The sequence below is a fragment of the Gulosibacter sp. GYB002 genome (genome assembly GCF_036577665.1).
Classification (GTDB): domain Bacteria; phylum Actinomycetota; class Actinomycetes; order Actinomycetales; family Microbacteriaceae; genus Gulosibacter; species Gulosibacter hominis.
Map to the genome: position 1 here is coordinate 237,663 of NZ_JARBDD010000014.1, position 22,998 is coordinate 260,660.

Sequence of the window (22,998 nt, forward strand, 5' to 3'; positions counted from 1 at the left end):
GTGCAGCTATTCGTCGCCGTAAAACAGCCGCTCAAACACCTGCCGTGACCGCCGCGTTGCCTCGAGGTAGTCGTTTTCGAGCTCCATACCGCTGCCCGCCGGATATCCCAGCAGCCGAGCGACACCCTCAAGCTCAACCGGATCGGTCGGCAGCACATCGGTTTGGGTGTTAGCAAACAGGTACACGGCCGAGCGGATGCGCGAGGCCAGCAGCCATGCCCGCCGCAGCACCTGCGCATCCTCGCGACTGACTAGCTCGGCTTCTTCAGCAACCGCGAGCGCCGTGAGTGTCGACGGGGTGCACAGCCCGGGAATGTCGTGGGCGCGATTCATTTGCCACGTTTGCACAAGCCACTCAACATCGCTGAGCGATCCGCGCCCGAGTTTGAGGTGGCGGCGGGGGTCGGCTCCGCGCGGCAGTCGTTCAGATTCCACCCGCGCTTTGATGCGACGAATCTCGCGCAGGTCTGACGCGCTAAGACCGCCAGCCCGGTACCGAATCGGTTCGGCCACTGTGAGAAAGTCGTCACCAAGTTTGGGGCTACCAGCCACCGGGTTAGCGCGCAGTAGTGCCTGGGCTTCCCAGCTGAGTGACCAGCGCTCGTAGTAGCTGCGATAGGCGTCGAGCGACCGGGTCAGCGGCCCGGCCTTACCTTCGGGCCGCAGTGCCGCGTCGAGGTCGAGTGGCAGGCGCGGATCCATGGTGAGTTCCACCATCCGGTGTACGTGCTGCTGCGACCAGCGCTGTTCGTCGCCGTCCTCGCTGCCGTGGTAGACAAACATGACGTCGAGGTCGGATCCGAATCCGAGCTCGGACCCGCCGTAGCGGCCCATTCCGATGACGGCGAACTCGGTGTTGGGATGCGGGTTTTCGTCGAGTAGCCGGGCGCTGGCGTCAGCGGCGCGGATGGTGGCGGTGGCGATATCGGTGAGTCCCTGAGCGGTCTGGTCGATGTTGTTGATGCCGAGGATGAATCCGATCGCCAAGCGGAGCACTTCGCGTCGTCGCATACTGCGAATGATGCGTGCCAGGTCATTTGCCTGCCGGTGCCGTTTGAGTGCGCCCGAGAATTCGATTTCGAGCGCCTCAGGGTTTGTGGGATGCAGCCGGTCGTCTGAGTCGAGCCAGCGCACCGCTTCGGGAAAAAGTTCAAAAAACACCGCGCAGAACCGGCTTGATGACAGTAGTGCGCACAGTCGTCGTGCGGCAAGGTTGGAATCGCGCAGCAGTCGCAGGTACCAGGATGCTTCGCCGTTTTGTTCCGAGAGTTTGCGAAACGCGAGCAGCCCCTGATCGGGGTTGGCTCCACGGCCGAGCCAGTCGATGAGCACTGGCAGCAGGTGCCGCTGCATCGTGGCCCTTCGAGACACTCCCTTGACGAGCGCGTTGATGTGGTTGAGGGCACCCTGCGGGTCGCGATAGCCGCTGGCGCGCAGCCGCACCTCTGCCTGTGCGCTGGTGAGCTGGAACGATTCGCTGGGCAGGGCTGCCACGGCGCTGAGCAGCGGCCGGTAAAACACCTGCTGGTGCAGGCCACGCACGCGGCGACGCACCTCGTTGAGTTCTTGCTGAAGCTGTGCTGCGGTGCCGAGCCGGGCGCCGCGGGCGATGATGCGCAGCTCAGCTTCCGAAACCGGTAGCAGGTGGGTGCGGCGCAGCTGGCGCATTTGGATGCGGTGCTCGAGCAGGCGGAGGAACCGGTAGTCGTTGATGAAATTGGCGCCGTCATCGCGTCCGATGAATCCCTGCGCGACCAGGCCGCTGAGGGCGTCGAGAGTGGAGCGCACCCGCAATGAGGGGTCGTTTTGGCCGTGCACGAGCTGCAGCAGCTGCACCGTGAATTCGATATCGCGCAGCCCGCCGGGCCCAAGTTTTAGCTCACGCTGCACTTCGTCGGCGGGGATGTTTGCGATGACTCGTTCGCGCATCGCCTGCACCTGCAACACGAAGTCGTCTCGCTCGCTGGCCTGCCACACGAGCGGTTCGATGACCTCGATGAACTCGGCTCCGAGTTCGGCGTCGCCAGCCATCGGGCGCGCTTTGAGCAGGGCTTGAAACTCCCAGTTTTCGGCCCAGCGCTCGTAATAGCGACGGTAGGCGTCAATCGTGCGCACGAGGGCGCCCTGGCGGCCTTCGGGGCGCAGATTCGGGTCGACTTCCCACAGGCCCGGTTCGACAGCCGGTTCTTCGATGATGCGCATCATCTGCCGCGCAATTGCTGTCGCAATATTTGCAACCTGGTTACCGCTGAGGTCGCTACCGTGCTGTGGCTCAGCAACGAACATGACGTCAACGTCCGACACATAGTTGAGTTCTTGCGCCCCACATTTACCCATCGCGATCACCGCGAGTCGCACCTGTTCTATCTGCGCGGCGGGGAATTTACCAAATCCTGGGCTTTCGGAGGCTACCTCGTTGCGCGCAAGCTGCAGCGCGGTTTCGACGGTGGCATCGGCCAGGTCGGTGAGCACCCCGGCGATGCGGTGCAGTGACACCGCCGGGTCGTCGAGCCGCAAGTCGTAGAGCGCGATCCAGGCCAGCACCGAGCGGTAGCCGACACGCAGTGCAGTAACCGCGTCATCCCCGGTCGTGCCGGCCACCGCATCCTGAATGGCGGCAAACACCTGGGCCCGGCTGGGCAATTCGTGTCGCCGCTCGTGAATCCACTCGAGCCGGTCGGGGTGGCGGCGCAAAAATTCACCAAATGCCGCAGACACACCCGTGAGCGTCGCCCCGCTGCGCAGCATCCGCAATTCTGAGTGCCAGGTCTCCCCTAGCTGCGGGTTTCGTTCGATTATCAACCGCAGCGCGGCGGCGGCGCCATCCGGGTCGGCGGTGGCGTTGCCGATAACTGCCAGTACCGCATCTGTGTCTATGCTCAACAGTTCAGCAATTACCGCAATATCTTCGAGTGCCGCGGTTGGGTTGGAATAACCGAGACGGATGAGTTCAGTTCGGGATGCGGTGCGCACGGTTATCTCAGTGACTAGTACTTCGCGAGCCCGGTGCGCAGCTCATAATCGGTGATCTGGGCGCGGTATTGGCGCCACTCATCATGTTTGTTGTCGAGGAAGTAGCTGAACAGCTGTTCACCGAGGGTTTGGGCGACCAGTTCCGACTCCTGCGTGAGTTCGAGGGCCGTGTCGAGGTTCGATGGCAGGGTTTTAAATCCCAGCACGCGCCGTTCTCGTTCGCTGAGGTCTCGCAGGTCGCCGTCGATTTCTTCGGGCAGCTCGTATTCTTCGGCGATGCCCTTGAGGCCGGCTTCGAGCAGCACCGCGAATGCCAGGTAGGGGTTGGCTGCCGAGTCGAGCGCGCGATATTCCACTCGCGCCGAGTTGCCCTTATTGGGTTTGTAGGTGGGCACTCGTACCAACGCCGAAGAGTTGTTGTGGCCCCAGCACACGTGGCTCGGTGCCTCATCACCACCCCAGATGCGTTTGTAAGAGTTCACCGTTTGGCAGGTGAGGGCGGTGATTTCGGGCGCGTGGCGCAGCAGCCCGGCGATGAATCGGCGCCCCGTTTGCGAGAGCTGGTGGCGCGCACCCGGTTCGTAGAACACGTTCGTATCGCCCTCAAAGAGTGACAGGTGGCAGTGCATACCCGATCCGGGCCAGCCGCTGAGTGGCTTCGGCATGAACGATGCAAACACGCCCTGTTCAACCGCAACCTCTTTGACCACGGTGCGGAAGGTCATGATGTTGTCGGCCATCGTGAGCGCGTCGGCATAGCGCAGGTCAATTTCGTTTTGTCCGGGGCCACCCTCGTGGTGGCTGTATTCAACCGGGATGCCGAGATCTTCGAGCAGGCGCACGGCGCGGCGACGAAACTCGTGGGTGACGCCGCCGGCAACGTTGTCAAAATAGCCCGCTTCATCCACCGGGATGAGCCCTTCGGGACCGGGCTTACCCGATTCGAACAGATAGAACTCGATCTCGGGATGCACAAAAAACCCAAATCCCATTTCGGCGGCGTGGTCGAGGGCTCGGCGCAGCACCCCGCGCGGGTCGGCCGCCGCGGGCTGGCCGTCGGGGGTCGTGAGGTCACAGAACATGCGCGCGGTGGGGTCAACATGGCGCCATGGCAGCACTTGGAAGGTTGACGGGTCGGGTCGCAGCAACATGTCGGATTCGGTGCGCCGGGTAAGCCCCTCAATTGACGAGCCGTCGAACCCCACGCCCTCAGAAAATGCTCCCTCCACTTCGGCGGGTGCCAGAGCGGCCGATTTGAGCGAACCGTTCACATCGGTAAACCACAGCCGCACGAAGCGTATGTCGCGTTCTTCAATGGCTTGAAGCACATAGTCTTGCTGTCGGCTCATGAGCGCACACCTTCCGAAAATATCGTCGCGATCCGGCTGCTGCGGATATATTCCAGGCTACCGTCACACCGCCTGCAGCGGCTGCGATCCGGGCTGATGCTCGGTGTCAGCGCTTAGACTGTCGGCATGAGCCAGCCAGAACCTCGCAAGCGTATTCGCACCCGGCACTTCGCCCAGGCGAAAGCTGCCGGCCACAAAATCACCGCACTCACCAGCTACGACGCGCTCACCGCCGCAATCTTCGATGCCGCGGATGTTGATCTGCTGCTGGTGGGTGATTCGGCCGCGAACGTCGTGCTCGGCTACCAAACAACGCTGCCGATCACCACGGATGAGCTCATCCCCATGGCACGCGCGGTGGCCAGTGCGGCACAGCGCGCCCTGGTGGTCGCTGACCTCCCCTTCGGTTCGTACGAAAATTCGCCCGACCAAGCCTGGCAAACCGCATCCCGGTTCATGAAAGAAACCAATGTTGCGGCGGTGAAGCTCGAGGGCGGCGAACGGATGGCGGCGCAGATCCGGCGGCTCACCGAGTCGGGTATCCCCGTGTGCGGGCACGTCGGCTTCACGCCGCAATCGGAGCACGGCCTCGGCGGGCATGTGGTGCAGGGCCGCGGCGCTGCCGAGGCTCAGCTGCTTGCCGATGCGCTCGCTGTTGAGCGCGCCGGCGCGTTTGCCGTGGTGCTTGAGATGGTGCCGGCGGATGTTGCCCAGCGGGTTACCGAACAGTTGCAAATCCCGACGATCGGGATTGGTGCCGGGGCCGGCTGCGACGGCCAGATTCTCGTTTGGCAGGATGCGTTCGGACTGACCACCGGCCGCACGCCCCGATTCGTGCGCCGCTACGCAGACCTTGCAGGTGTGCTCGGTGAGGCAGCGCGCCACTACGTGGATGATGTGCGCTCGGGTGCCTACCCATCCGAGGCAGAGATTTACGAAAACACGCAGCAGTAGCGCCGCGGCGAGCTATTCGTATTGTTCGCCGTTTCGTTCGGCCTCTTCGCGGGCGTCGTCTTCTGCCCACTCCTGCGCATTTGCGCGCAGCCGCTCATCGGCATGAAGTGCCTGGTCGGCCGTATCGAAGGGACCGAGCAGCTCATGCGCCGGCGATTGTTTACCCTGCTCAACCTCGCCGGTGCGGGTGTTGTACCAGTACTGAGTCTTTTTGTTTCCAAACATGTATCCCATGCTGGCATGGTGAACCGAGAAGCCGCCGCATACGCGACACTGCTCGCATTTGCGGCCCAGACTCGACAGCACCACCGCTCCGCAGTCACGCAGCCGGGCGCACTAGGATCAAACCATGCCGAAAGATTCACAGGGTCTGCTCGTCCCGGGCGTCGTCTCGCCCCGCCGCACCGTCCCCCACCACATACCCCGCCCCGAATATGTGGACCGTGCGGAGCCAAACGAACCCGATGGCACCGGCGATTTTTACAGTCCCGAAGAGCTCGAACGGGTGCGCGCGGCCTCGCAAATCGCCGCCGACTGTCTCGAATATCTCGAACAGTTTGTAGTGCCGGGGGCCACCACCGACCGGCTGGATGAACTCGCCCACAATTTTTTGATCGAGCGCGATGCATACCCCTCGACGCTCGGCTACCGAGGATTTATGAAGTCGTGCTGCACCTCGCTCAATGAGTGCATCTGTCACGGCATCCCCGACAGCACCGTGCTCGAGTCTGGCGATATTCTCAATATTGATGTCACGGCCTATTTCAACGGGATGCACGGTGACACGAACCGCATGTATGCCGTCGGCACGATCGACGACGGGTCACAACAGCTCATCAATGTCGCCCACGAGGCAATGATGCGCGGTATTCGGGCGGCCAAGCCGGGCCGCGAAGTGAATGTCATTGGCCGCGTGATCGAAAAATACGCGGGCCGTTTTGGCTATGAGTCGGTGCGCGACTACACCGGGCACGGTGTCGGCCGCGCCTTCCACAGCGGCCTGATCATCCCCCACTACGACACCGACCGCTTCACCGATGTGATTGAGCCGGGCATGGTGTTCACGGTTGAGCCGATGCTCGTCACCGGCTCGCAAGACTGGACCTCGTGGGATGACGGCTGGACCATTGTCACCAAAGACGGTTCGCGCTGCGCGCAATTCGAACACACGATTTACATTGGCGAGGACGGGCCCGAAATTCTCACGCTTCCCGCCTCACAACGAAACGGATAGAGGCAGCAGCATGGCGAAATCGGCACGCTACGCAATCGGCATCGATATTGGCGGCACCGGCATCAAGGGCGGTGTTGTCGACTGCAAGAAGGGCAAGCTGCTCGGTAAGCGGTGCAAAGAGGCCACCCCTCAGGGTGCTGCCATCGCGGATGTGCGTGCCGCGGTGCTCACGCTGTTGGAGCGTATCCGTGCGCAGGAACTTGATACCAAAGTTTCCGCGCTCGATACCCTCCCGATTGGTATCTGTATGCCCGCGGTGATTCGCCACGGCCGGTCGATGACCGCCGCGAATATCGCGCCGGAATGGGTGGGTTTCGATGCCCGCAGCATGTTTGCCCAGGCGTTGAGCGCACCGGTTTCGCTCGTGAATGATGCGGATGCGGCCGGTGTTGCCGAGGTTAAGTTTGGTAATGCGGATGCGGCAAAGGGTTCGGTGCTCGTGCTGACACTCGGCACCGGGATCGGTTCGGCGCTGGTCTATCGTGGCGATCTCTTCCCAAACACCGAGCTCGGCCATATGGAGCTCGACGGTCACGCCGACTATGAGCGGTACGCCTCGGCAAAGGTTCGAGAGCGTGAGGGAATCGACGATGCCACCTGGTGTGCCCGGCTCTCCCCCTATTTTCGCAAGCTTGAGGAGCTCTTCTCGCCGGATGTGTTCGTAATCTCGGGCGGAATCTCGAAGCGCGCGACCGAATTCATCCCGCTCATCGATGTCAATACGCCGATCGTGCCAGCAAAATTAAAAAATAATGCCGGCATTATTGGCGCCGCGCTGCTGGGGGCTTCGGGCTGGGAGTAGCACCGGTCGGCACAGCAAAATACGAACCGGATCGCAGCGCACGACGGGCTCGCCTGCTAGGAATCGGCTCGTAGAGCACGAACGGGCCGGCCGATACGCCGGGTTCTGTACGGGTTACCCCGTGGCGACCATCTATCTCGGCGGCACGTTACCGTGTCGCTCTAGCAGCTCACCCGGGAACTCGGCGAGCCGCGTCAACGTTCCCTATTGGCCTTGCTCCGGACGAGGTTTACCGTGCGATGCGCGTCACCGCGCATCCGGTGCGCTCTTACCGCACCTTTTCACCCTTACCCGCGCTGCGGGCGGTTTGTTTTCTGTGGCACTGTCTCGCGGGTTACCCCGGGTGGGTGTTACCCACCGTCCTGCTCTGCGGAGCCCGGACGTTCCTCGATTCACCAGAGTGAGTCGCGGTCGCCTGGCCGGCCCTGTTCGTACCGACCAATTGTAGCCCCACCCGCATCGGTGCCGACAGCACGGCCCACCCGCCGCCGTGCCGACAGCATGACTGAGACTATTGCAGGTCTGATCGTGCCGTGCGCACCAGCACTGCCCCGGTGACCGGGCAGTAGGCGAGCTCATCGGCGGCGAGGCTGCGTATTTGTGCCAGCTCGCTTTGACCAAGCTCAAGGTTTGAAGCCGTGGAAACAGTGCCAACCAGTTCGGCCGCGCCGATTCCGGAGTTTTTCCGTGCCCGCTCATATGCCTGCAACAGTTCGGCGGGGACGCTGTCAATAATGGCTTTACGCCGCAGCTGCAGATCACGCGCCTGCTCGCGAATGTGGTCGCGAGCCTGTTCGCGCCGCTGCAGCAAATCTGCCGCGAGTTCTTCAATTTCATTGAGCGAGGTGCGCGCGGTGTCGAGCTGTTGCTGGAGCTCAGCCACAGTTTCTTCCTGCTCCAGCTCACTGGCGGCGAGAGCATCGCCGCGCCTGGTCAGGGTGGCGAGCTCTGCCTGCAGCCCGGCAATTTCTTTCGTGGAGGTAGATTCGGCAAGCAACTGCTCGTCGCGCGCCCGGCGCTCTGCCACCACGCGCGAATCGTCGCGAGTGCGGGCGAGCTCTGCCTGTGCCGCATCCAGCGCCCCGTGTGCCTGTGCCGCTGCTTGCCGCCGGCTACGGCGATCGTTTTCGATCGAAAGCAGATGCTCATGCTCGGGCATGTTTTTGGCAAGGTGCTGTAGTCGATCGGTGGCGCTATCCACTTCAGCGAGTTTCAGCAATTGCAGCTGGTGTTCGGTGCTGGCTCTCATCGTGCCGGTGCTCCTCTCGTCTTGTGGCGCTCACGCCTGCTGTGCCACCGTGAATGTCCACGGGTCGGTATTGTGCGTTGACACCCGCACCTCAATATCGGGATGTGCCTCGCGGATGCGCGCGGCGGCGCCATCGAGCCACAACCACTCGCTAGCAAAATGCGCGGTATCAACGAGCGCCGGCCCGCCGGTCAAAATCGCCTGCTCGCGGGCCTCGGATGCCGGGTGATGACGCAGGTCACTCGTCAAATACACATCGGCGCCGCGCACCAGCGGGTGCGAGAGTAGCGAGTCGCCAGCGCCAGAGCAACAGGCCACTCGGCGCACCGGCTGCTCGGGTTCTCCGGCCACCCGAACCCCGCCCGCGGTGGCCGGGAAAATCGCGGCCACTCGCTCGGCGAATTCCCGTAGGGTGATCGGTTCGGGGAGTTCACCCACCAGGCCGATTCCGCGTGCGGGATTATTCGCCAACGGCTCAATCGGGATGCGTTCCTCGGCACCCGCTGGAATACCGAGACGATCAAAAATGGTTCCGGTGGGGCCTGACTCAACCACATCGGCATTTGTGTGGGCCGACTCGAGCGCGCATCCCCCGCGAATGAGCCGCGCCAAAAGCGCGCCCTTATATTGGTCTTCGGCGATTGAGGTGACGCCGCGCAGTAGCAGCGGATGGTGCGTGAACAGCAGCTGCGCTCGCCACTCGAGAGCCTCGGTCACCGTGGCAGCTACCGGATCGACGGCAAAAAGCATCCGCTCGATCACAGCATCCGGGTCGCCGCTTGCAAGTCCCACCGCATCCCACGACTGAGCGTCGGCTGCGGGATACAGCGCATCAATAGTGGCTCGCAATTCACGCAGAGTGGTCATACCGTCAGCGTACCGAACTCCAAATCTGAACCCGAGCTACACGCTGTTTACGGATGCGCAATAGGCTCTTGGGTATGGGAATTCCGAAGCGCCTGCTCGGCAGCGATGAGCAGATCATCTACCACCTTCGCACGCACATTAAGCGCATCCTGGGCTGGCTGCTGCTCGGCCTGTTGATCGTTATTGCCGCTGTTGTTGGCGCCCTGCTGCTACCTTCCAACTGGCAGCCGATCGGCTCGTGGGTCATCTTCGGTCTGGCGGTAATCCTGCTGGTTCCGCTCACGATTGTGCCGCTATTGAAGTGGGCTACCACCACCTACACGATCACCAACCGCCGCATCATTACGCGAGCCGGAATTCTGAACAAGACCGGGCACGATATCCCGCTTGGTCGCATTTCGAATGTGTCGTATGACCGTTCATTCATCGACCGGATCTTCCGCTGCGGCACGCTGATTCTTGAAACCTCAGCCGATAATCCACTGCTGCTCGACGATATTCCGCAGGTTGAAAAAGTGCACGTGCGCATCACCGAACTGCTTTTCCGTCTCGACCGCGAAGAACGATTGGCACAGGATCACTAGCGCGCGCCGAGCGAACTAGGCTGAATATATGCTCAGCCCCGAACTCGAACGCGCACAATCTCTGATCGTCTCTATCCCCGACTACCCCCAGCCGGGCATCATTTTTCGCGACATAATGCCGCTCTTGGCGGATGCGGACGCGTTTCGAGCGATCACGGCCGAGATGCTGCGCCCCTTTGCCGGCCAGTTTGATGTGGTTGCCGGTGTTGAAGCACGCGGTTTCTTATTTGCCGGTGCGGCCGCTGCCTTCTCGGGTGCCGGACTCGCGCCGATTCGCAAGGCCGGTAAGCTTCCGCGTCCGGCCGCATCGGTGGAGTACACGCTCGAGTACGGCACCGCCGCCATCGAGATGCACGACGACCTGCCGCGCGGCACCCGGGTGCTACTGCTCGATGATGTGCTTGCAACCGGCGGCACACTGCTGGCCGCGCAGCAGCTGATCGGCGAAATTGGCTGCGAGCTTGTCGGAACCAGTGTTCTGGTCGAGCTCGAAAACCTTGGCGGTGCCGAGTTACTCCGCCGCTCCGGTGGTGCACCGCTACACCGCGTGTTCAGCTACTAGGCGTTCTCGGGTTTATCACCTCTGGTCGCAGACCGCGACGACACCCAGCGAGTTCGTCTCAATCCCTCAGTCACCGGGAAACAAAAAGCGCCGGTGCAGGCAAAACCCGCACCGGCGCTGTTGTTTGAGTTGCTAGTGACCGTAGTGGCCGCGGTAGAACTCGTACGACCACCCGATCACACCGACAAGCGCGATCGGCGCGAGGAAGAAGGCGGGCCACCAGCCGAAGGCGATGCTCGCGAAAACGAACCCGATGCCAGCGGCGGTAACGAACGGCCACATCGAGTGCGGCGCGAAAAAACCGAGTTCGGAGTCAGCCTCGTGAATCTCGGCTTCTTCCCGGTCTTCGGGCAGCCGCTTCTTGCGAAACGGCTTGTCTTCAATGTCCAGGTAGAAGGCGATGAACATCGAGAAGGCGATCATCAGCACGAAGGCCACCGAGCCGACGGGCTCGGGCTGGCCGGCGTCAATCCAGGTCCACGCGATGTAGGCGGCAGCCATCACCGCGTAAAAAACCGACAGCGCCCAAAGGAGCTTTGCATTTGTCCGCATGTGTCTTACGCCTTTCCGCCGACGGTGACAGGCTCGTCGTGTGCACCGGGTGCAGCGAGCTCAGGGTGGTTGAGGTCGAACGCCGGACGCTCCGAGCGGATGCGCGGGATCGAAGTGAAGTTGTGACGCGGCGGCGGGCAGCTGGTTGCCCACTCGAGCGAGCCACCGTAGCCCCACGGGTCGTTCACGGTTACCTTCTTGCCGTTGCGGTGGGTGAGGAACACGTTGATGAAGAACGGAATCATCGAAACTGCCAGGATGATGGCACCGATCGACGAAACCTGGTTCATCCAGGTGTAGTGCGCCTCTGCCTGGTAGGTGAAGTAACGACGGGGCATACCCATCACACCGAGCCAGTGCTGGATCAGGAAGGTGGTGTGGAAGCCGACGAACAAAATCCAGAAGTGGATCTTGCCCAGACGCTCGTTGAGCATCTTGCCGGTGAACTTGGGCCACCAGAAGTAGAAGCCAGCGAACATTGCGAACACCACGGTACCGAAAATCACGTAGTGGAAGTGAGCCACGACGAAGTAGGTGTCGGAGACGTGGAAGTCGAGCATCGACGAGGCCAGGATGACACCGGTGAGACCACCGAAAACGAACGACACCAGGAAGCCGAGCGAGAACAGCATCGGGGTTTCGAAGGTGATCGAACCGCGCCACATGGTACCGATCCAGTTGAAGATCTTCACACCGGTTGGCACCGCGATGAGCATGGTCATCAGGGCGAAGAACGGCAGCAGCACCGAGCCGGTGACGTACATGTGGTGTGCCCACACTGAAGCCGAGAGCGCGGCAATCGCGATGGTCGCGAGCACCAGGGTCTTGTAACCGAAGATCGGCTTGCGGCTGAACACCGGGAAGATCTCCGAGACGATGCCGAAGAACGGCAGCGCGATGACGTACACCTCTGGGTGTCCGAAGAACCAGAACAGGTGCTGGTAGAGGATCGTGCCGCCCGCGTCGACGTCATAAATATGTGTGCCGAAAACACGGTCCATGAGCAGGCCGAACCAGGCAGCGGTGAGCACGGGGAAGGCGAACAGCACCAGGATTGAGGTGATGAGCGTGTTCCAGGTGAACACTGGCATTCGCCACATGGTCATACCGGGTGCACGCATGGTGAGGATCGTGGTGATGAAGTTCACCGCACCGAAAATGGTGGCGTATCCGGTGAGTGCCAGACCGGCAACCCAGAGGTGACCACCGGCACCGGGGCTGAAGGTCGAAAGCGACAGCGGGGTGTAGGCAGTCCAGCCGAAGGATGCGGCACCCTGCGGGGTGAGGAAGCCGAGCACCGCGATGATCGCACCGAAGCTGTACAGCCAGTAGGCGAAGTTGTTGAGTCGCGGGAAGGCAACGTCAGCGGTACCGATCTGTAGCGGCACCAGCACGTTGGCAAAGCCAGCGAACAGCGGGGTTGCAAACATGAGGAGCATGATCGTGCCGTGCATGGTGAACAGCTGGTTGAACTGCTCCTTGGTGGCAATCATTTCCATGCCGGGTGCAAACAGCTGACCACGGATCAGCAGCGCAAGCACACCACCGATGCAGAACCATACAACCGACGAAACCAGGTACATGTACCCGAGCTTCTTGTGGTCGGTGGTGGTGATTAGGTCAACGATTGCGTTGCCCTTTTTGCCGATCGTGTTGCGGTCGAGGTCGGAAACCGTGAGCGGTCCTTCGTTACCTTCGATGCCTGTCGGCCGGTTAAGCGTTGAACTCATCTTTACCCTGCCTTAGTGCTCTTCGTGTTGGATTTCGGGGACCTTGGTACCCGGGTTGTGCAAGTTGCGGTTGAACTCGTCGCCGACGGCGCCAGTGTTGCCCTGGGCGGCGAGGCTGTCGAGGTACTCCTTGTATTCGCCTGCCGAAACCACCTTGACCTGGAACAGCATCATCGAGTGGTACTCACCACACAGCTCGGCGCACTTACCGATGTAGGTGCCTTCCTCGGTGGGAGTGAACGACATCTGGTTGGTCTTACCGGGAATGGTGTCTTCCTTGTAGTGGAACTGCGGCACCCAGAACGAGTGGGCGACGTCACGCGACTTGAGGTCGATGGTGACCTTGGCGTCAACCGGCAGGTAGAGCGTGGGCAGCTTGTCCATGTTGATTTCACCGGTGGTTTTGCCGTCGGCGTCACGCACTTCTTCAGCCTGCACACCCTGGTAGTACACGGCAGCGTGGTCGTGGGGCGAGCCCTCGACCTCGAGGTAGTTGAAGTCCCATGCCCACTGCTTGCCGTAGACCTCGATGTGCACCTCGCGCTCATCGTCAGCCCAGTTCTCTTCGATCTTGGCCTGCTCACGTGCGGTGAAAGCAAAGAACCCGGCGACCAGCACGACGGGGATCACCGTAAACATGATCTCAATCGGCATGTGGTAGCGCATCTGCTGCGGCATACCGGTTTCGTTCTTCCGGCGACGGTAGGCAACCGAAGCCCAGATAACCAGGCCCCAGGTGAGCAAACCCACACCCATGAGCGCCACCCACGAGTTGGCCCAGAAGTTACCGATGGCATCACCCACGTCACTGATGCCCTTGTGGCCTGGCATATAGGCCGCAAGCTCCGCTTCAGTGCAGCCGGTGAGCACGAGCGCCGCTAGCGCGGCCGTACCTCCGGCTAGCCACTTCTTAATGTGGTTCTTCCGCACGATGGACCTTTCGAGAAGACGCATACAGACGACTCACAGTGTAGTCACATTTTCGGGCGAGCGGCGCCCACGCCACCCCGCGTGCGCGCCGCTCGCCCCGAAAAAATGCCTGCCAGTTGCGATTTTTGCCCGTTTTTAGTGGAACGAGTCACCGCAGGCACACGATCCAGCGGCGTTGGGGTTGTCGATCGTGAAGCCCTGCTTTTCAATGGTGTCGCTGAAGTCAACGGTGGCGCCCTCGAGATATGGAACGCTCATTTCATCCACGATCAGTTCAACGCCATCGAAGTCGACCACTGCGTCATTCTCAAGCTCACGCTCATCGAAATAGAGCTGGTAGATCAGCCCCGAGCAGCCGCCCGGCTGCACCGCTACACGCAGTCGCAGGTCGGTGCGTCCCTCCTGGTTGAGCAGTGCCTTCACTTTGTCGACAGCAGCCTGCGTGAGTTTCACGCCGTGCGTGTGCTCGGTCATGGTGATTCCGTCGAGGCCGCTCGCCACTTCGGTCTGGGTTTCGGTGGTCATGATTCCTCCCAATCGTTTCGCTATGTAACGCCGGCGACCCGCCGGTTATTCCGCTTGCTGGGCTGTGTCGCTTCCCAGCACAAGTCCCGCCAAAAACAGTGCCTCGGCCTTGATGGCCTTGCGCAACACGCCCAGGTGCTGCGATTCATTCGGTGAGTGCGCCCGGGTTTCGGGGTCTTCCACGCCGGTCACCAAAATCTGGGCGTCGGGGAAGCGCTCGACGAGTTCGGCAACGAATGGAATCGAGCCACCGATGGCGGTGAGCTCGGGTTCGACGCCCCACGCATCCCGCATTGCGGAGCACATCTGCGCAACGCCGGCAGCTTCGGTGTCGACCAGGAAGGGCTCCCCCACATCCAGATCATCAAACTCAAGCTCGGCACCCCAGGGCACCTGCGCCCGCAAATAGTCCATCAGTGCATCTGCCGCTTCACCGGCAGGCTGGCCGGGAGCAATACGAGCCGAAACCCGCACCCGCACCTCGGGCAGCAGCGTATTGGATGACTCTGCCACCGATGGTGCGTCAATACCGGTGATGGTGATCGCCGGCTGGTACCAGGTACGTTCGCGCACCGGGCCCACGCCGATCAGCTGACCACCGATCGCGCCAATTTCGTTCGCCAATTGCTGCTCGTCATATTCCGGCACCGGTGCGGAATGCGAGCGCAGACCGGGAACCGCGACCGAGCCGTTTTCATCCCACAGGCTGTTCAGCAGGCGCGTCACTACCAGCATGGCGTCGGGAGCCACTCCCCCGAACATGCCCGAATGCCAGGCACCGGTAAGCGAACGCACGGTGAGTGCAAAGGTCACATTGCCGCGCAGCGCAACCGTCAGTCCGGGCGTCTCGGTGCTCGGGTTATCGCTGTCGGCCACGATGATGTAGTCGGAGCCAAGCGCATCCCGATGCTCGTCGAGAAAACGACCGAAGCTGCGCGAACCGTTTTCTTCTTCGCCCTCGATAAACACCGAGATCCCGATCGGCAGCTGCTGCTGATGTGCCTCACAAATATCACGCAGGGCTTCAAGCGCGGCAATGTGCAGCATCACCCCGGCCTTGTCGTCACTCGCACCGCGACCGTAAAGCCGCTCACCGCGGATCGTCGGCTCATACACCGGCGAATCCCACTTACGCTCATCCCCGGGCGGCTGCACGTCATGATGCGCGTACAGCAGCACGGTGGGCGCACCGGGTGCGGGGGCGCGGTGCGCAATCACGCCCGGTTGTCCCGGCCGGCCGGCAGCATCCTCATACTGGTGAATTTCGACCTCATCAAAAAGTCCGGTCTGCACGAGCTGCTCGCGCACAAATTCGGCGCTGCGCTGCACCTGCTCGCGATCAAAAGCGTCCCAAGAAACTGATGGGATGCGAACCAAATTGGCGAGCCGATCAATGGTGTGAGGCATCCCGAGATCGATCCGGTCGACGAGTTCGCTACGGAATTGGTCGAGTGATGCGGAGTTGTCCGCCTGTTGAGATTGCGACATAGCGACAGCGTACTGGCAGCTGCTGAGTCAACTAGGATAGACAGGACCTAGCCACCCGGAGGTAGAACAAGGACCATGGCAAAACACCAGACCCAGCCGGCCGAAAACAGCGACAACGAAGCCGCTGCCCCGACCCAGGGAAAGAAGGGCCCCACACCTCGTCGTCGAGAGCGTGAGGCACAAAACTTCCACCCGCTGGTTCCGGAAGACCGCAAGGCTGCCTCAAAGCAGGCGCGCGAGCAGATTCGCCGTGAACAGGCGAAGGCACGCGAGGGTATGGCCCGCGGCGAAGACCAGTATCTGCGCCCGAAAGAGCGCGGCCCGCAAAAACGCTTCCTGCGTGACTTTGTCGACATTCGTTTCACACTCGGTGAGCTGCTGGTGCCGTTCATGTTCCTGGTGATTTTTGCCACCATGATCCCCGGCCTGCAGTACTACAGCACCTTCGCGCTGCTGGCGATCTGGACCTATCTCATCGTCTGCATCGTCGAGGGCGTCGCGCTCGGCCTCATTGCCCGCAAGCGGGTCGCGAGCGTTATCGGCGAGAGCCGAACCGAAAACGGTTTCGTGTGGCAGGCAATTTCGCGCAGTATGCAGATGCGGTTCATGCGTCTGCCGAAGGCCCGTGTCAAGCGCTTCAGCTCAATCGAGTTCACCGCCAACTACAAATAGCGCGGTAAAACACCGGCGCCGGGCACTCGCAATCGTTGCGTGCCCGGCACCAGTGTTTTACGCCAGTAACTATCGCCCGCGTCGACGCAGGCGTTCGAGTCCGCGGTTGATAGCGGCCGCCCATTGTGGTCCCTCGTAAAGGAACGCCGTGTATCCCTGCACCAGGGTGGCACCGGCTGCGAGTCGTTCGTGCACGTCATACGCGTCGGTCACGCCGCCCACCGAAATGATGCAGGGTGCATCACCAAGCTCGGCACGCAACAGCTTCAGCACCTCGAGCGAGCGTTCCCGCACCGGCGCACCCGATAGGCCACCGGCACCGAATGCTTCCACCACTCGTGAACTGGTTGCCAGCGGTTCGCGCTGGATGGTCGTGTTCGTTGCCACGATGCCGGCGAGGCCGATGCGCCGCACCAGCTCGGCGATGCGTTGCACCTGATCATCGGCCAGGTCGGGCGCGATTTTTACCAGCAGCGGTACCCCGTCGGCAGCTTCCAGGGTTGCCCGCAAAATCGGCTCCAATGCGTCAAGTTCCTGCAGACCGCGCAGCCCCGGGGTGTTCGGCGACGAAACATTGATGACCAGATAGTCGGCCTGCCCGCGCAGGGTTTTAGCCGCCGAAACATAGTCGTCAACCGCATCCTCGGCCGCAGTCACCTTGTTTTTGCCAATATTGATGCCCACAATCGCCTGGCGGTTGCGACGCGCTCGCAGATTCTCAAGCGCGGTTTCGGCACCGTCATTGTTGAATCCCATGCGATTGATGAGAGCGCGATCGTTAACCAGCCGGAAAAGCCTCGGCTTTGGGTTACCGGGCTGCGCCTTTGGTGTGATGGTGCCGACCTCGACGTGACCGAAACCGAGCGCGGTCAACCCATCAACCAGGTCAGCATTTTTGTCAAACCCCGCGGCCAGCCCGAAGGGCGATGGGAATTCCATCCCGAGCGCTTCTACGCGCAATGAGTTCGCCGGGCGTGTGCAGCGGCCCAGCACACGCCGAACCGGCTCACAGCGTCCGATGCCCCGCAGCACACCAGCGGCAATGTGGTGCGCCCGTTCGGCGTCCATCCGGCGAAATACCGTGTCGAACACGACCTGATATCCGGAGCGTACGAGCCGAGTGAACACTGTGGTCCTTTCCGCTTGGGCCTTAGTCGGCGCTGTCTGTTTCGCTGGCGTATTTCGCGGTGACGCCGTCATGTTTGAGCTGTTCGATCGCACGCTCAAAATCGTGCATCGAATCGAAGTCGAGGTAGACGCTGGCAAAACGCAAATACGCGACATCGTCAATTTCGCGAAGGAATGGCAGCACCGCGAGCCCCACATCTCGTGCGCCCACCTGCGACACGCCAGTCGCGCGGATAGTTTCTTCAACACGCTGTGCGAGCAGCCCCAGGTCGCCCTCGGTGACCGGCCGCCCCTGGCAAGCCTTTCGCACCCCGTTTTTTACCTTTTCGCGTGAAAACGGTTCCTCAACTCCGGAACGTTTTTTTACGCTGAGGCTGGCGGTTTCAATTGTCGAAAACCGGTTACCGCATTCGGGGCACTGCCGTCGACGACGAATCGCGGTGCCGTCATCGATCGTTCGAGAATCGACCACCCGCGAATCATCATTCCGACAAAACGGGCAATACATCAGCGCTCCGACTCGAATCGTGCGTCGACCGACTCGCCGTGGGCGGGCAGGTCTTCGTCGTGTGAAATGGCGCGGATGTGATCACGCACCGCAGCCAATGCTTCGCGGTCATAACGGATGAGCTGCTGGGAACGCAGGAACGTGTGCGCGCCCAGTCCGGATGCGTGCGCCGATGAGCCTCCGGTGGGCAGCACGTGATTCGATCCGGCCACATAGTCACCCAGCGGCACCGGCGCGTAGGGGCCGATAAAAATTGCACCGGCATTGGTGATCATGGCAACCGTGGCTGCATCATCGGCGGTATGAATTTCGAGGTGTTCGGGGCCGTAGACATTCGACACCCGACAGGCGGCCGCGATATCGTCAACCAGCACGATGGCCGATTGTTCGCCGCGAAGAGCGATACCGGCACGCTCGCTTTGTTTGGTGGCTACCACCCGCGGTTCGAGCGCGGCCAGCACGCGGTCGGCGAACGCCTCATCATCGGTGACGAGCACGCTCGAAGCGAGCTCGTCGTGTTCAGCCTGACCCAGCAGGTCGGCGGCCACCAAATCGGGGTCGGCCGAGTTATCGGCAATGATCAAAATCTCGGTGGGGCCGGCTTCGGCATCAATACCGACCACCGATTGCACGGCCCGCTTGGCCGCGGCCACCCAAACATTGCCGGGACCGGTAATCACATCAACCGGTTCGAGATCAATATCTGCCACACCGTAGGCGAACGCACCGATGGCACCGGCACCGCCCATCGCGTAGACCTCGGTGACTCCGAGCAGCCCCGCCGCAGCAAGGATGGTGGGGTGAACGTGTCCGTTGTGATCGGCCTGCGCGGGTGAGGCGATGGCGATGGATGCAACACCGGCCACCTGCGCGGGCACGACATTCATCACGACGCTCGAGGGATAAACCGCTTTGCCTCCGGGAACATACAGGCCCACGCGGTCGACCGGCTGCCAGCGCTGCTCGATAGCAGCGCCGGGTGCAACCTCGGTGAGTGCCGGCGGCGGCACCTGGGCTTGCGAGGCCTTGCGCACGCGGGCGATCATCTCTTCAAGCGCGGCACGCACTTCGGGTTGCAGCTGTGCGGTTGCCGCCTCAATTTCTGCGACGGGCACTCGAATTGCCGACACCGTGGTGCGGTCGAAACGCTCGGCCTGCGCCTTGAGCGCTGCCTCGCCGTGTTCACGAACCTCATTGATGAGCTCGGTGGCTCCGGGCACCGCCGCGGTGACGTCGAGTTGTGGGCGAGGAAGGACGGTACGCAGCTGCCCGGTCGAAAACTGTCGACCGCGCAAATCAATGGTGTTCATCATGATGGTCCCATTCTAGTTGTGTGCCCGCAGAGGCTCATCCGCGAGCGCGACTGCGAATTATGACGGACGCTCCCCCAGGCATTCCGGCCCGAGTAGCGCCACAAGTTCTGAGTACAGTGCTCCCGAGTTTTCCACCCGGTGTGGAAGCTCAAACCGGCGGATCGCATAGGGCGTGCGCAGCCTGATCCGCACCTCGCTCTCGCCGGCATTGCGCCGCAATAGGGCGTCGAGCTCGGTGACCAGTGGCACAGTAGCTTGGCGATCGTTCAGGGTGATCGTGAGTGCGTGGTTGTCTCCCACCGACAGCTGCGGCACGGTCACCCCCTGTGCGGTGATCGTAACCCCGTCATCACGCTGCTGTGCCCGGCCTCGGATCACCGCGATCGTGTCAGATTTCAGCTGCGCAGCATACTCCTGATAGGTCTTGCCGAGGAACATCACCGTGATTTCACCGCCGAAGTCTTCGACGGTCACCATGGCGTAGGGGTTACCCGATTGCCGGGCAATGCGGTGCTGCACCACGGTCATCAAGCCGGCGATCTGCACCTGTGAGCCGTCCGCGACCTGCGCATCCTCGGCCGTCAAATGCAGAATCTGATGGGATGCGAGCTTCGCCAGATCGGCCTCGAGTCCACGCAGCGGGTGATCGGAGACATATAGCCCAAGCATGTCACGCTCAAAAGCGAGCTTGTCACGGCGCGAAAATTCGGGGCGTTCGGGAACCACCGACTCTTCTTCGGCAAACTCTTCGAGGCCGGCAAACAGATCGACCTGACCGTGCGCCTCATTACGTTTTTTCGCCACTGCCGCGTCGACGGCATCCTCGTGAATTTCGACAAGCGCGCGTCGGGTGTAGCCCAGTGAATCGAAAGCGCCGGCTTTGATGAGCGACTCGATAGTGCGTTTATTGGTAACCGAGGTCGGTACTTTGTTGAGAAAATCGTGGAAAGAGGTGAACTTCCCCTCGCGTTCACGAGCGGCAACGATGTCGGCAACCACCTGATCGCCGACGTTACGCACCGCGCCCAAACCGAAACGAATATCCTCACCGACCGCGCGGAAGCGCAGTGTCGATTCGTTCACATCCGGCTGCAGCACCCGGATGCCCATGTGACGGCATTCGTTGAGATACTCGGCGAGCTTGTCGCGCGAGTCACCCACCGAGGTGAGCAGCCCCGACATGTATTCGGGCGCGTAGTGGCACTTGAGGTAGGCCGTCCAATACGACACCACACCGTATGCCGCCGAGTGTGCCTTGTTGAACGCGTAGTCAGAGAACGGCAGCAGGATGTCCCACAGCGCCTGCACTGCCGCCTTTGAGAAGCCGTTGGCGTGCATCCCGGCTGAAAATTTTTCAAATTGTTTTTCGAGCTCGGCCTTTTTCTTTTTACCCATTGCGCGCCGCAGCAGGTCAGCCTGTCCGAGCGAGTAGCCGGCAACCTTCTGGGCAATGGCCATCACCTGTTCCTGATAGATGATGAGGCCGTACGACTCAGCCAGGATGTCACGCAGCGGCTCTTCAAGCTCGGGATGGATGGGAGTTACCGGCTGTAGACCGTTTTTGCGATGCGCGTAGTTGACGTGCGAGTTCGCGCCCATCGGGCCGGGGCGATACAGCGCGATCGTTGCCGAAACGTCGTTGAAGTTGTCAGGCTTCATGAGCCGCAGCAGCGCCCGCAGCCCGTCACCATCCAGCTGAAAAACGCCCAAGGTGTCGCCGCGTGATAGCAGCCGATAGGTACCGGCATCGTCAAGCGGCATCCGCTCGAGGTCGATTTCTTCGCCCCGGTTTTCGGCAATATTGTCGATCGCATCCGAAAGGATAGTCAGGTTGCGCAGGCCCAAAAAGTCCATTTTGATCAGGCCCAGCGACTCGCAGCTCGGATAGTCGAACTGGGTGACGATCTGGCCGTCCTGTTCGCGACGCATCAGCGGAATCACGTCGATGATCGGGGCCGACGACATGATCACGCCGGCAGCGTGCACACCCCACTGTCGTTTAAGTCCCTCGATCCCCTTCGCGGTGTCGAATACTTTTTGAAACTCGGTGCTGGATTCAATAACCGAGCGAAGCTCGCCCGCCTCTTTATATCGGGGCGCATCGGGGTTGAAGACATCGCCGAGCGGAATGTCCTTGCCCATCACCGCTGTGGGCATTGCCTTGGTGAGGGTTTCGCCCACCGAGAAGGGGAAGCCAAGCACCCGTGATGCATCTTTGAGGGCCTGTTTCGATTTGATCGTCCCGTAGGTGACAATCTGTGCCACATGGTCGTCGCCATATTTTTCGGTGACGTACTGGATCACTTCGCCGCGCCGGCGGTCGTCGAAGTCGATATCAAAGTCGGGCATCGACACTCGATCGGGGTTGAGGAAGCGCTCGAAGATCAGCCCGTGCTCGATCGGATCAAGGTCGGTGATACGCATGGCGTAGGCGCACATTGAGCCGGCGCCCGAACCACGTCCGGGGCCCACGCGCACACCATTTTCTTTTGCCCACTGGATGTAGTCGGCCACCACCAGGAAGTAGCCGGGGAACCCCATTTGTTTGATGATTCCGGTCTCGTAGTCGGCTCGTTCGCGCACCTCGGCGGGAATGTGCTCGCCGTAACGATAGTGCAGGCCACGGTCGACCTCTTTTTCAAACCAGCTGGCCTCGGTTTCACCCTCGGGCACCGGGAATGCCGGCATAAAGTTTGCCGACTCATCAAATTCGGCATTGCAGCGCTCGGCAATCAGCAGCGTGTTGTCACAGGCGTCCTGAAAATCGCGGAAAAGATGCCGCATCTCGGCGGGTGACTTCAGATAGTAGCCCTCACCATCAAATTTAAACCGGTTTGGATCATCCAGTGTCGAACCCGATTGCACACACAGCAGCGCCGCGTGATGCACGGCATCTTCTTTGCGCGTGTAGTGCAGGTCGTTGGTGACCACTCGCGGCAGGTTCATTTCTTTGCCGAGCCGCAGCAGGTCATCCCGCACACGTCGTTCGACCTCGACGCCGTGGTCCATGAGTTCGAGGAAGAAGTTTTCTTTCCCGAAGATGTCTTGGAACTCGCCCGCCGCCTGCTTGGCAAGCTCGTACTGCCCCAAACGCAGCCGTGTTTGCACCTCTCCCGATGGGCAGCCGGTGGTGGCGATAATTCCCTTACCGAAGCGGTTCAGCAGCTCGCGGTCCATGCGGGGCTTGAAATACTGCCCTTCAATCGACGCCCAGCTCGAGAGCCGAAAGAGGTTGTGCATCCCCTGCGTGGTTTCGGCCAGCATGGTCATATGCGTGTAGGCACCACCACCCGACACATCGTCACCGCCGCCGTTGCCCCAGCGCACACGTTCGCGGTTACTGCGGTGCGTGCCCGGAGTCAGGTAGGCCTCGGTGCCAATGATTGGTTTGATCCCGGCCTGTTTGGCAGCCTTATAAAACTCGTAGGCCGAAAACATATTGCCGTGGTCGGTGGTCGCTAGCGCCGGCATCCCCATTTCAGCGGCCAGCTCGCACACCTCGTTGATTTTTGCTGCGCCGTCGAGCATCGAATACTCGGTGTGATTGTGCAGGTGTACGAACGAGTCGGACGTGGACA

At 61.4% G+C, this 22,998-nt stretch carries 20 protein-coding genes and 1 other RNA gene; 6 read left to right on the forward strand and 15 right to left on the reverse strand.

Annotated features, from left to right (window positions below):
• Nucleotides 1-6: 6 nt before the first annotated feature.
• Nucleotides 7-2,973, reverse strand: coding sequence for a bifunctional [glutamine synthetase] adenylyltransferase/[glutamine synthetase]-adenylyl-L-tyrosine phosphorylase (locus PV375_RS09095; protein ID WP_332107019.1), 2,967 nt, complete (start codon nt 2,971-2,973; stop codon nt 7-9).
• A 14-nt stretch (nt 2,974-2,987) separates the two neighbouring features.
• Nucleotides 2,988-4,322: a type I glutamate--ammonia ligase gene (gene glnA, locus PV375_RS09100; RefSeq protein ID WP_332107020.1), complete on the reverse strand. Its 1,335-nt coding sequence runs from the start codon at nt 4,320-4,322 to the stop codon at nt 2,988-2,990.
• Nucleotides 4,323-4,448: 126 nt separating this feature from the next.
• Here glnA and panB point away from each other — a divergent pair, with 126 nt between their 5' ends.
• The gene (gene panB / locus PV375_RS09105) at nt 4,449-5,276 is read left to right on the forward strand and encodes a 3-methyl-2-oxobutanoate hydroxymethyltransferase (RefSeq protein WP_332107021.1); all 828 of its coding nucleotides are present in this window, start codon (nt 4,449-4,451) and stop codon (nt 5,274-5,276) included.
• Nucleotides 5,277-5,288: 12 nt separating this feature from the next.
• On the opposite strand, the gene PV375_RS09110 is transcribed toward panB, so the two are convergent.
• On the reverse strand, nt 5,289-5,510 hold the full coding sequence (locus tag PV375_RS09110; RefSeq protein ID WP_332107022.1) for an SPOR domain-containing protein: 222 nt from the start codon (nt 5,508-5,510) through the stop codon (nt 5,289-5,291).
• Between the two features lie 115 nt (nt 5,511-5,625).
• Between PV375_RS09110 and map the strand changes: the two genes are divergently transcribed.
• Nucleotides 5,626-6,510, forward strand: a complete 885-nt coding sequence (map, locus tag PV375_RS09115) for a type I methionyl aminopeptidase (protein WP_332107023.1) — start codon at nt 5,626-5,628, stop codon at nt 6,508-6,510.
• A 10-nt stretch (nt 6,511-6,520) separates the two neighbouring features.
• The gene (gene ppgK / locus PV375_RS09120; RefSeq protein ID WP_332107024.1) at nt 6,521-7,312 is read left to right on the forward strand and encodes a polyphosphate--glucose phosphotransferase; all 792 of its coding nucleotides are present in this window, start codon (nt 6,521-6,523) and stop codon (nt 7,310-7,312) included.
• Nucleotides 7,313-7,390: 78 nt separating this feature from the next.
• On the opposite strand, the gene rnpB is transcribed toward ppgK, so the two are convergent.
• From rnpB to PV375_RS09135, 3 genes are all read right to left on the reverse strand, one after another.
• Nucleotides 7,391-7,739, reverse strand: an RNA gene (gene rnpB, locus PV375_RS09125) — RNase P RNA component class A.
• An 84-nt stretch (nt 7,740-7,823) separates the two neighbouring features.
• Nucleotides 7,824-8,561: a zinc ribbon domain-containing protein gene (locus PV375_RS09130; RefSeq protein ID WP_332107025.1), complete on the reverse strand. Its 738-nt coding sequence runs from the start codon at nt 8,559-8,561 to the stop codon at nt 7,824-7,826.
• 30 nt (nt 8,562-8,591) lie between these two features.
• A complete protein-coding gene (locus PV375_RS09135; protein WP_332107026.1) occupies nt 8,592-9,428 on the reverse strand; it encodes a Nif3-like dinuclear metal center hexameric protein in 837 nt (278 codons plus the stop codon).
• 74 nt (nt 9,429-9,502) lie between these two features.
• Here PV375_RS09135 and PV375_RS09140 point away from each other — a divergent pair, with 74 nt between their 5' ends.
• Together PV375_RS09140 and PV375_RS09145 are read left to right on the forward strand one after the other, a co-directional pair.
• Nucleotides 9,503-10,012 (forward strand): PH domain-containing protein, encoded by a 510-nt coding sequence (locus tag PV375_RS09140; RefSeq protein ID WP_332107027.1) that lies wholly within the window; start codon nt 9,503-9,505, stop codon nt 10,010-10,012.
• Nucleotides 10,013-10,040: 28 nt separating this feature from the next.
• Nucleotides 10,041-10,574, forward strand: a complete 534-nt coding sequence (locus PV375_RS09145; RefSeq protein WP_332107028.1) for an adenine phosphoribosyltransferase — start codon at nt 10,041-10,043, stop codon at nt 10,572-10,574.
• Nucleotides 10,575-10,706: 132 nt separating this feature from the next.
• Here the strand turns inward: PV375_RS09145 and ctaF are convergent, their stop codons facing one another.
• The 5 genes from ctaF to PV375_RS09170 all read right to left on the reverse strand — a co-directional run bounded on the left by ctaF (nt 10,707) and on the right by PV375_RS09170 (nt 15,799).
• On the reverse strand, nt 10,707-11,126 hold the full coding sequence (gene ctaF / locus PV375_RS09150) for an aa3-type cytochrome oxidase subunit IV (protein WP_332107029.1): 420 nt from the start codon (nt 11,124-11,126) through the stop codon (nt 10,707-10,709).
• Between the two features lie 5 nt (nt 11,127-11,131).
• Nucleotides 11,132-12,856 (reverse strand): aa3-type cytochrome oxidase subunit I, encoded by a 1,725-nt coding sequence (ctaD, locus tag PV375_RS09155; RefSeq protein WP_332107030.1) that lies wholly within the window; start codon nt 12,854-12,856, stop codon nt 11,132-11,134.
• A 12-nt stretch (nt 12,857-12,868) separates the two neighbouring features.
• Nucleotides 12,869-13,810 (reverse strand): aa3-type cytochrome oxidase subunit II, encoded by a 942-nt coding sequence (gene ctaC, locus PV375_RS09160; RefSeq protein ID WP_332107031.1) that lies wholly within the window; start codon nt 13,808-13,810, stop codon nt 12,869-12,871.
• Nucleotides 13,811-13,921: 111 nt separating this feature from the next.
• Nucleotides 13,922-14,311, reverse strand: coding sequence for an iron-sulfur cluster insertion protein ErpA (gene erpA / locus PV375_RS09165; protein WP_201518689.1), 390 nt, complete (start codon nt 14,309-14,311; stop codon nt 13,922-13,924).
• 45 nt (nt 14,312-14,356) lie between these two features.
• Entirely contained in the window at nt 14,357-15,799 is a 1,443-nt protein-coding gene (locus PV375_RS09170; protein ID WP_332107032.1) for a dipeptidase, read from the reverse strand.
• Between the two features lie 75 nt (nt 15,800-15,874).
• Here PV375_RS09170 and PV375_RS09175 point away from each other — a divergent pair, with 75 nt between their 5' ends.
• Nucleotides 15,875-16,471, forward strand: coding sequence for a DUF3043 domain-containing protein (locus PV375_RS09175; protein WP_332107033.1), 597 nt, complete (start codon nt 15,875-15,877; stop codon nt 16,469-16,471).
• 69 nt (nt 16,472-16,540) lie between these two features.
• On the opposite strand, the gene PV375_RS09180 is transcribed toward PV375_RS09175, so the two are convergent.
• From PV375_RS09180 to dnaE, 4 genes are read right to left on the reverse strand one after another with little or no spacing between them, the layout of a single operon-like run.
• Nucleotides 16,541-17,563: a quinone-dependent dihydroorotate dehydrogenase gene (locus tag PV375_RS09180; protein WP_332107034.1), complete on the reverse strand. Its 1,023-nt coding sequence runs from the start codon at nt 17,561-17,563 to the stop codon at nt 16,541-16,543.
• Between the two features lie 58 nt (nt 17,564-17,621).
• Nucleotides 17,622-18,107: a transcriptional regulator NrdR gene (gene nrdR / locus PV375_RS09185; RefSeq protein WP_201518692.1), complete on the reverse strand. Its 486-nt coding sequence runs from the start codon at nt 18,105-18,107 to the stop codon at nt 17,622-17,624.
• Nucleotides 18,107-19,420, reverse strand: coding sequence for a histidinol dehydrogenase (gene hisD, locus PV375_RS09190; protein WP_332107035.1), 1,314 nt, complete (start codon nt 19,418-19,420; stop codon nt 18,107-18,109). Before hisD ends, nrdR begins: the two co-directional genes overlap by 1 nt.
• Before the next feature lie 57 nt (nt 19,421-19,477).
• Complete coding sequence (gene dnaE, locus PV375_RS09195; RefSeq protein ID WP_442903945.1) at nt 19,478-22,948, reverse strand: DNA polymerase III subunit alpha; 3,471 nt, start codon at nt 22,946-22,948, stop codon at nt 19,478-19,480.
• Nucleotides 22,949-22,998: the final 50 nt, after the last annotated feature.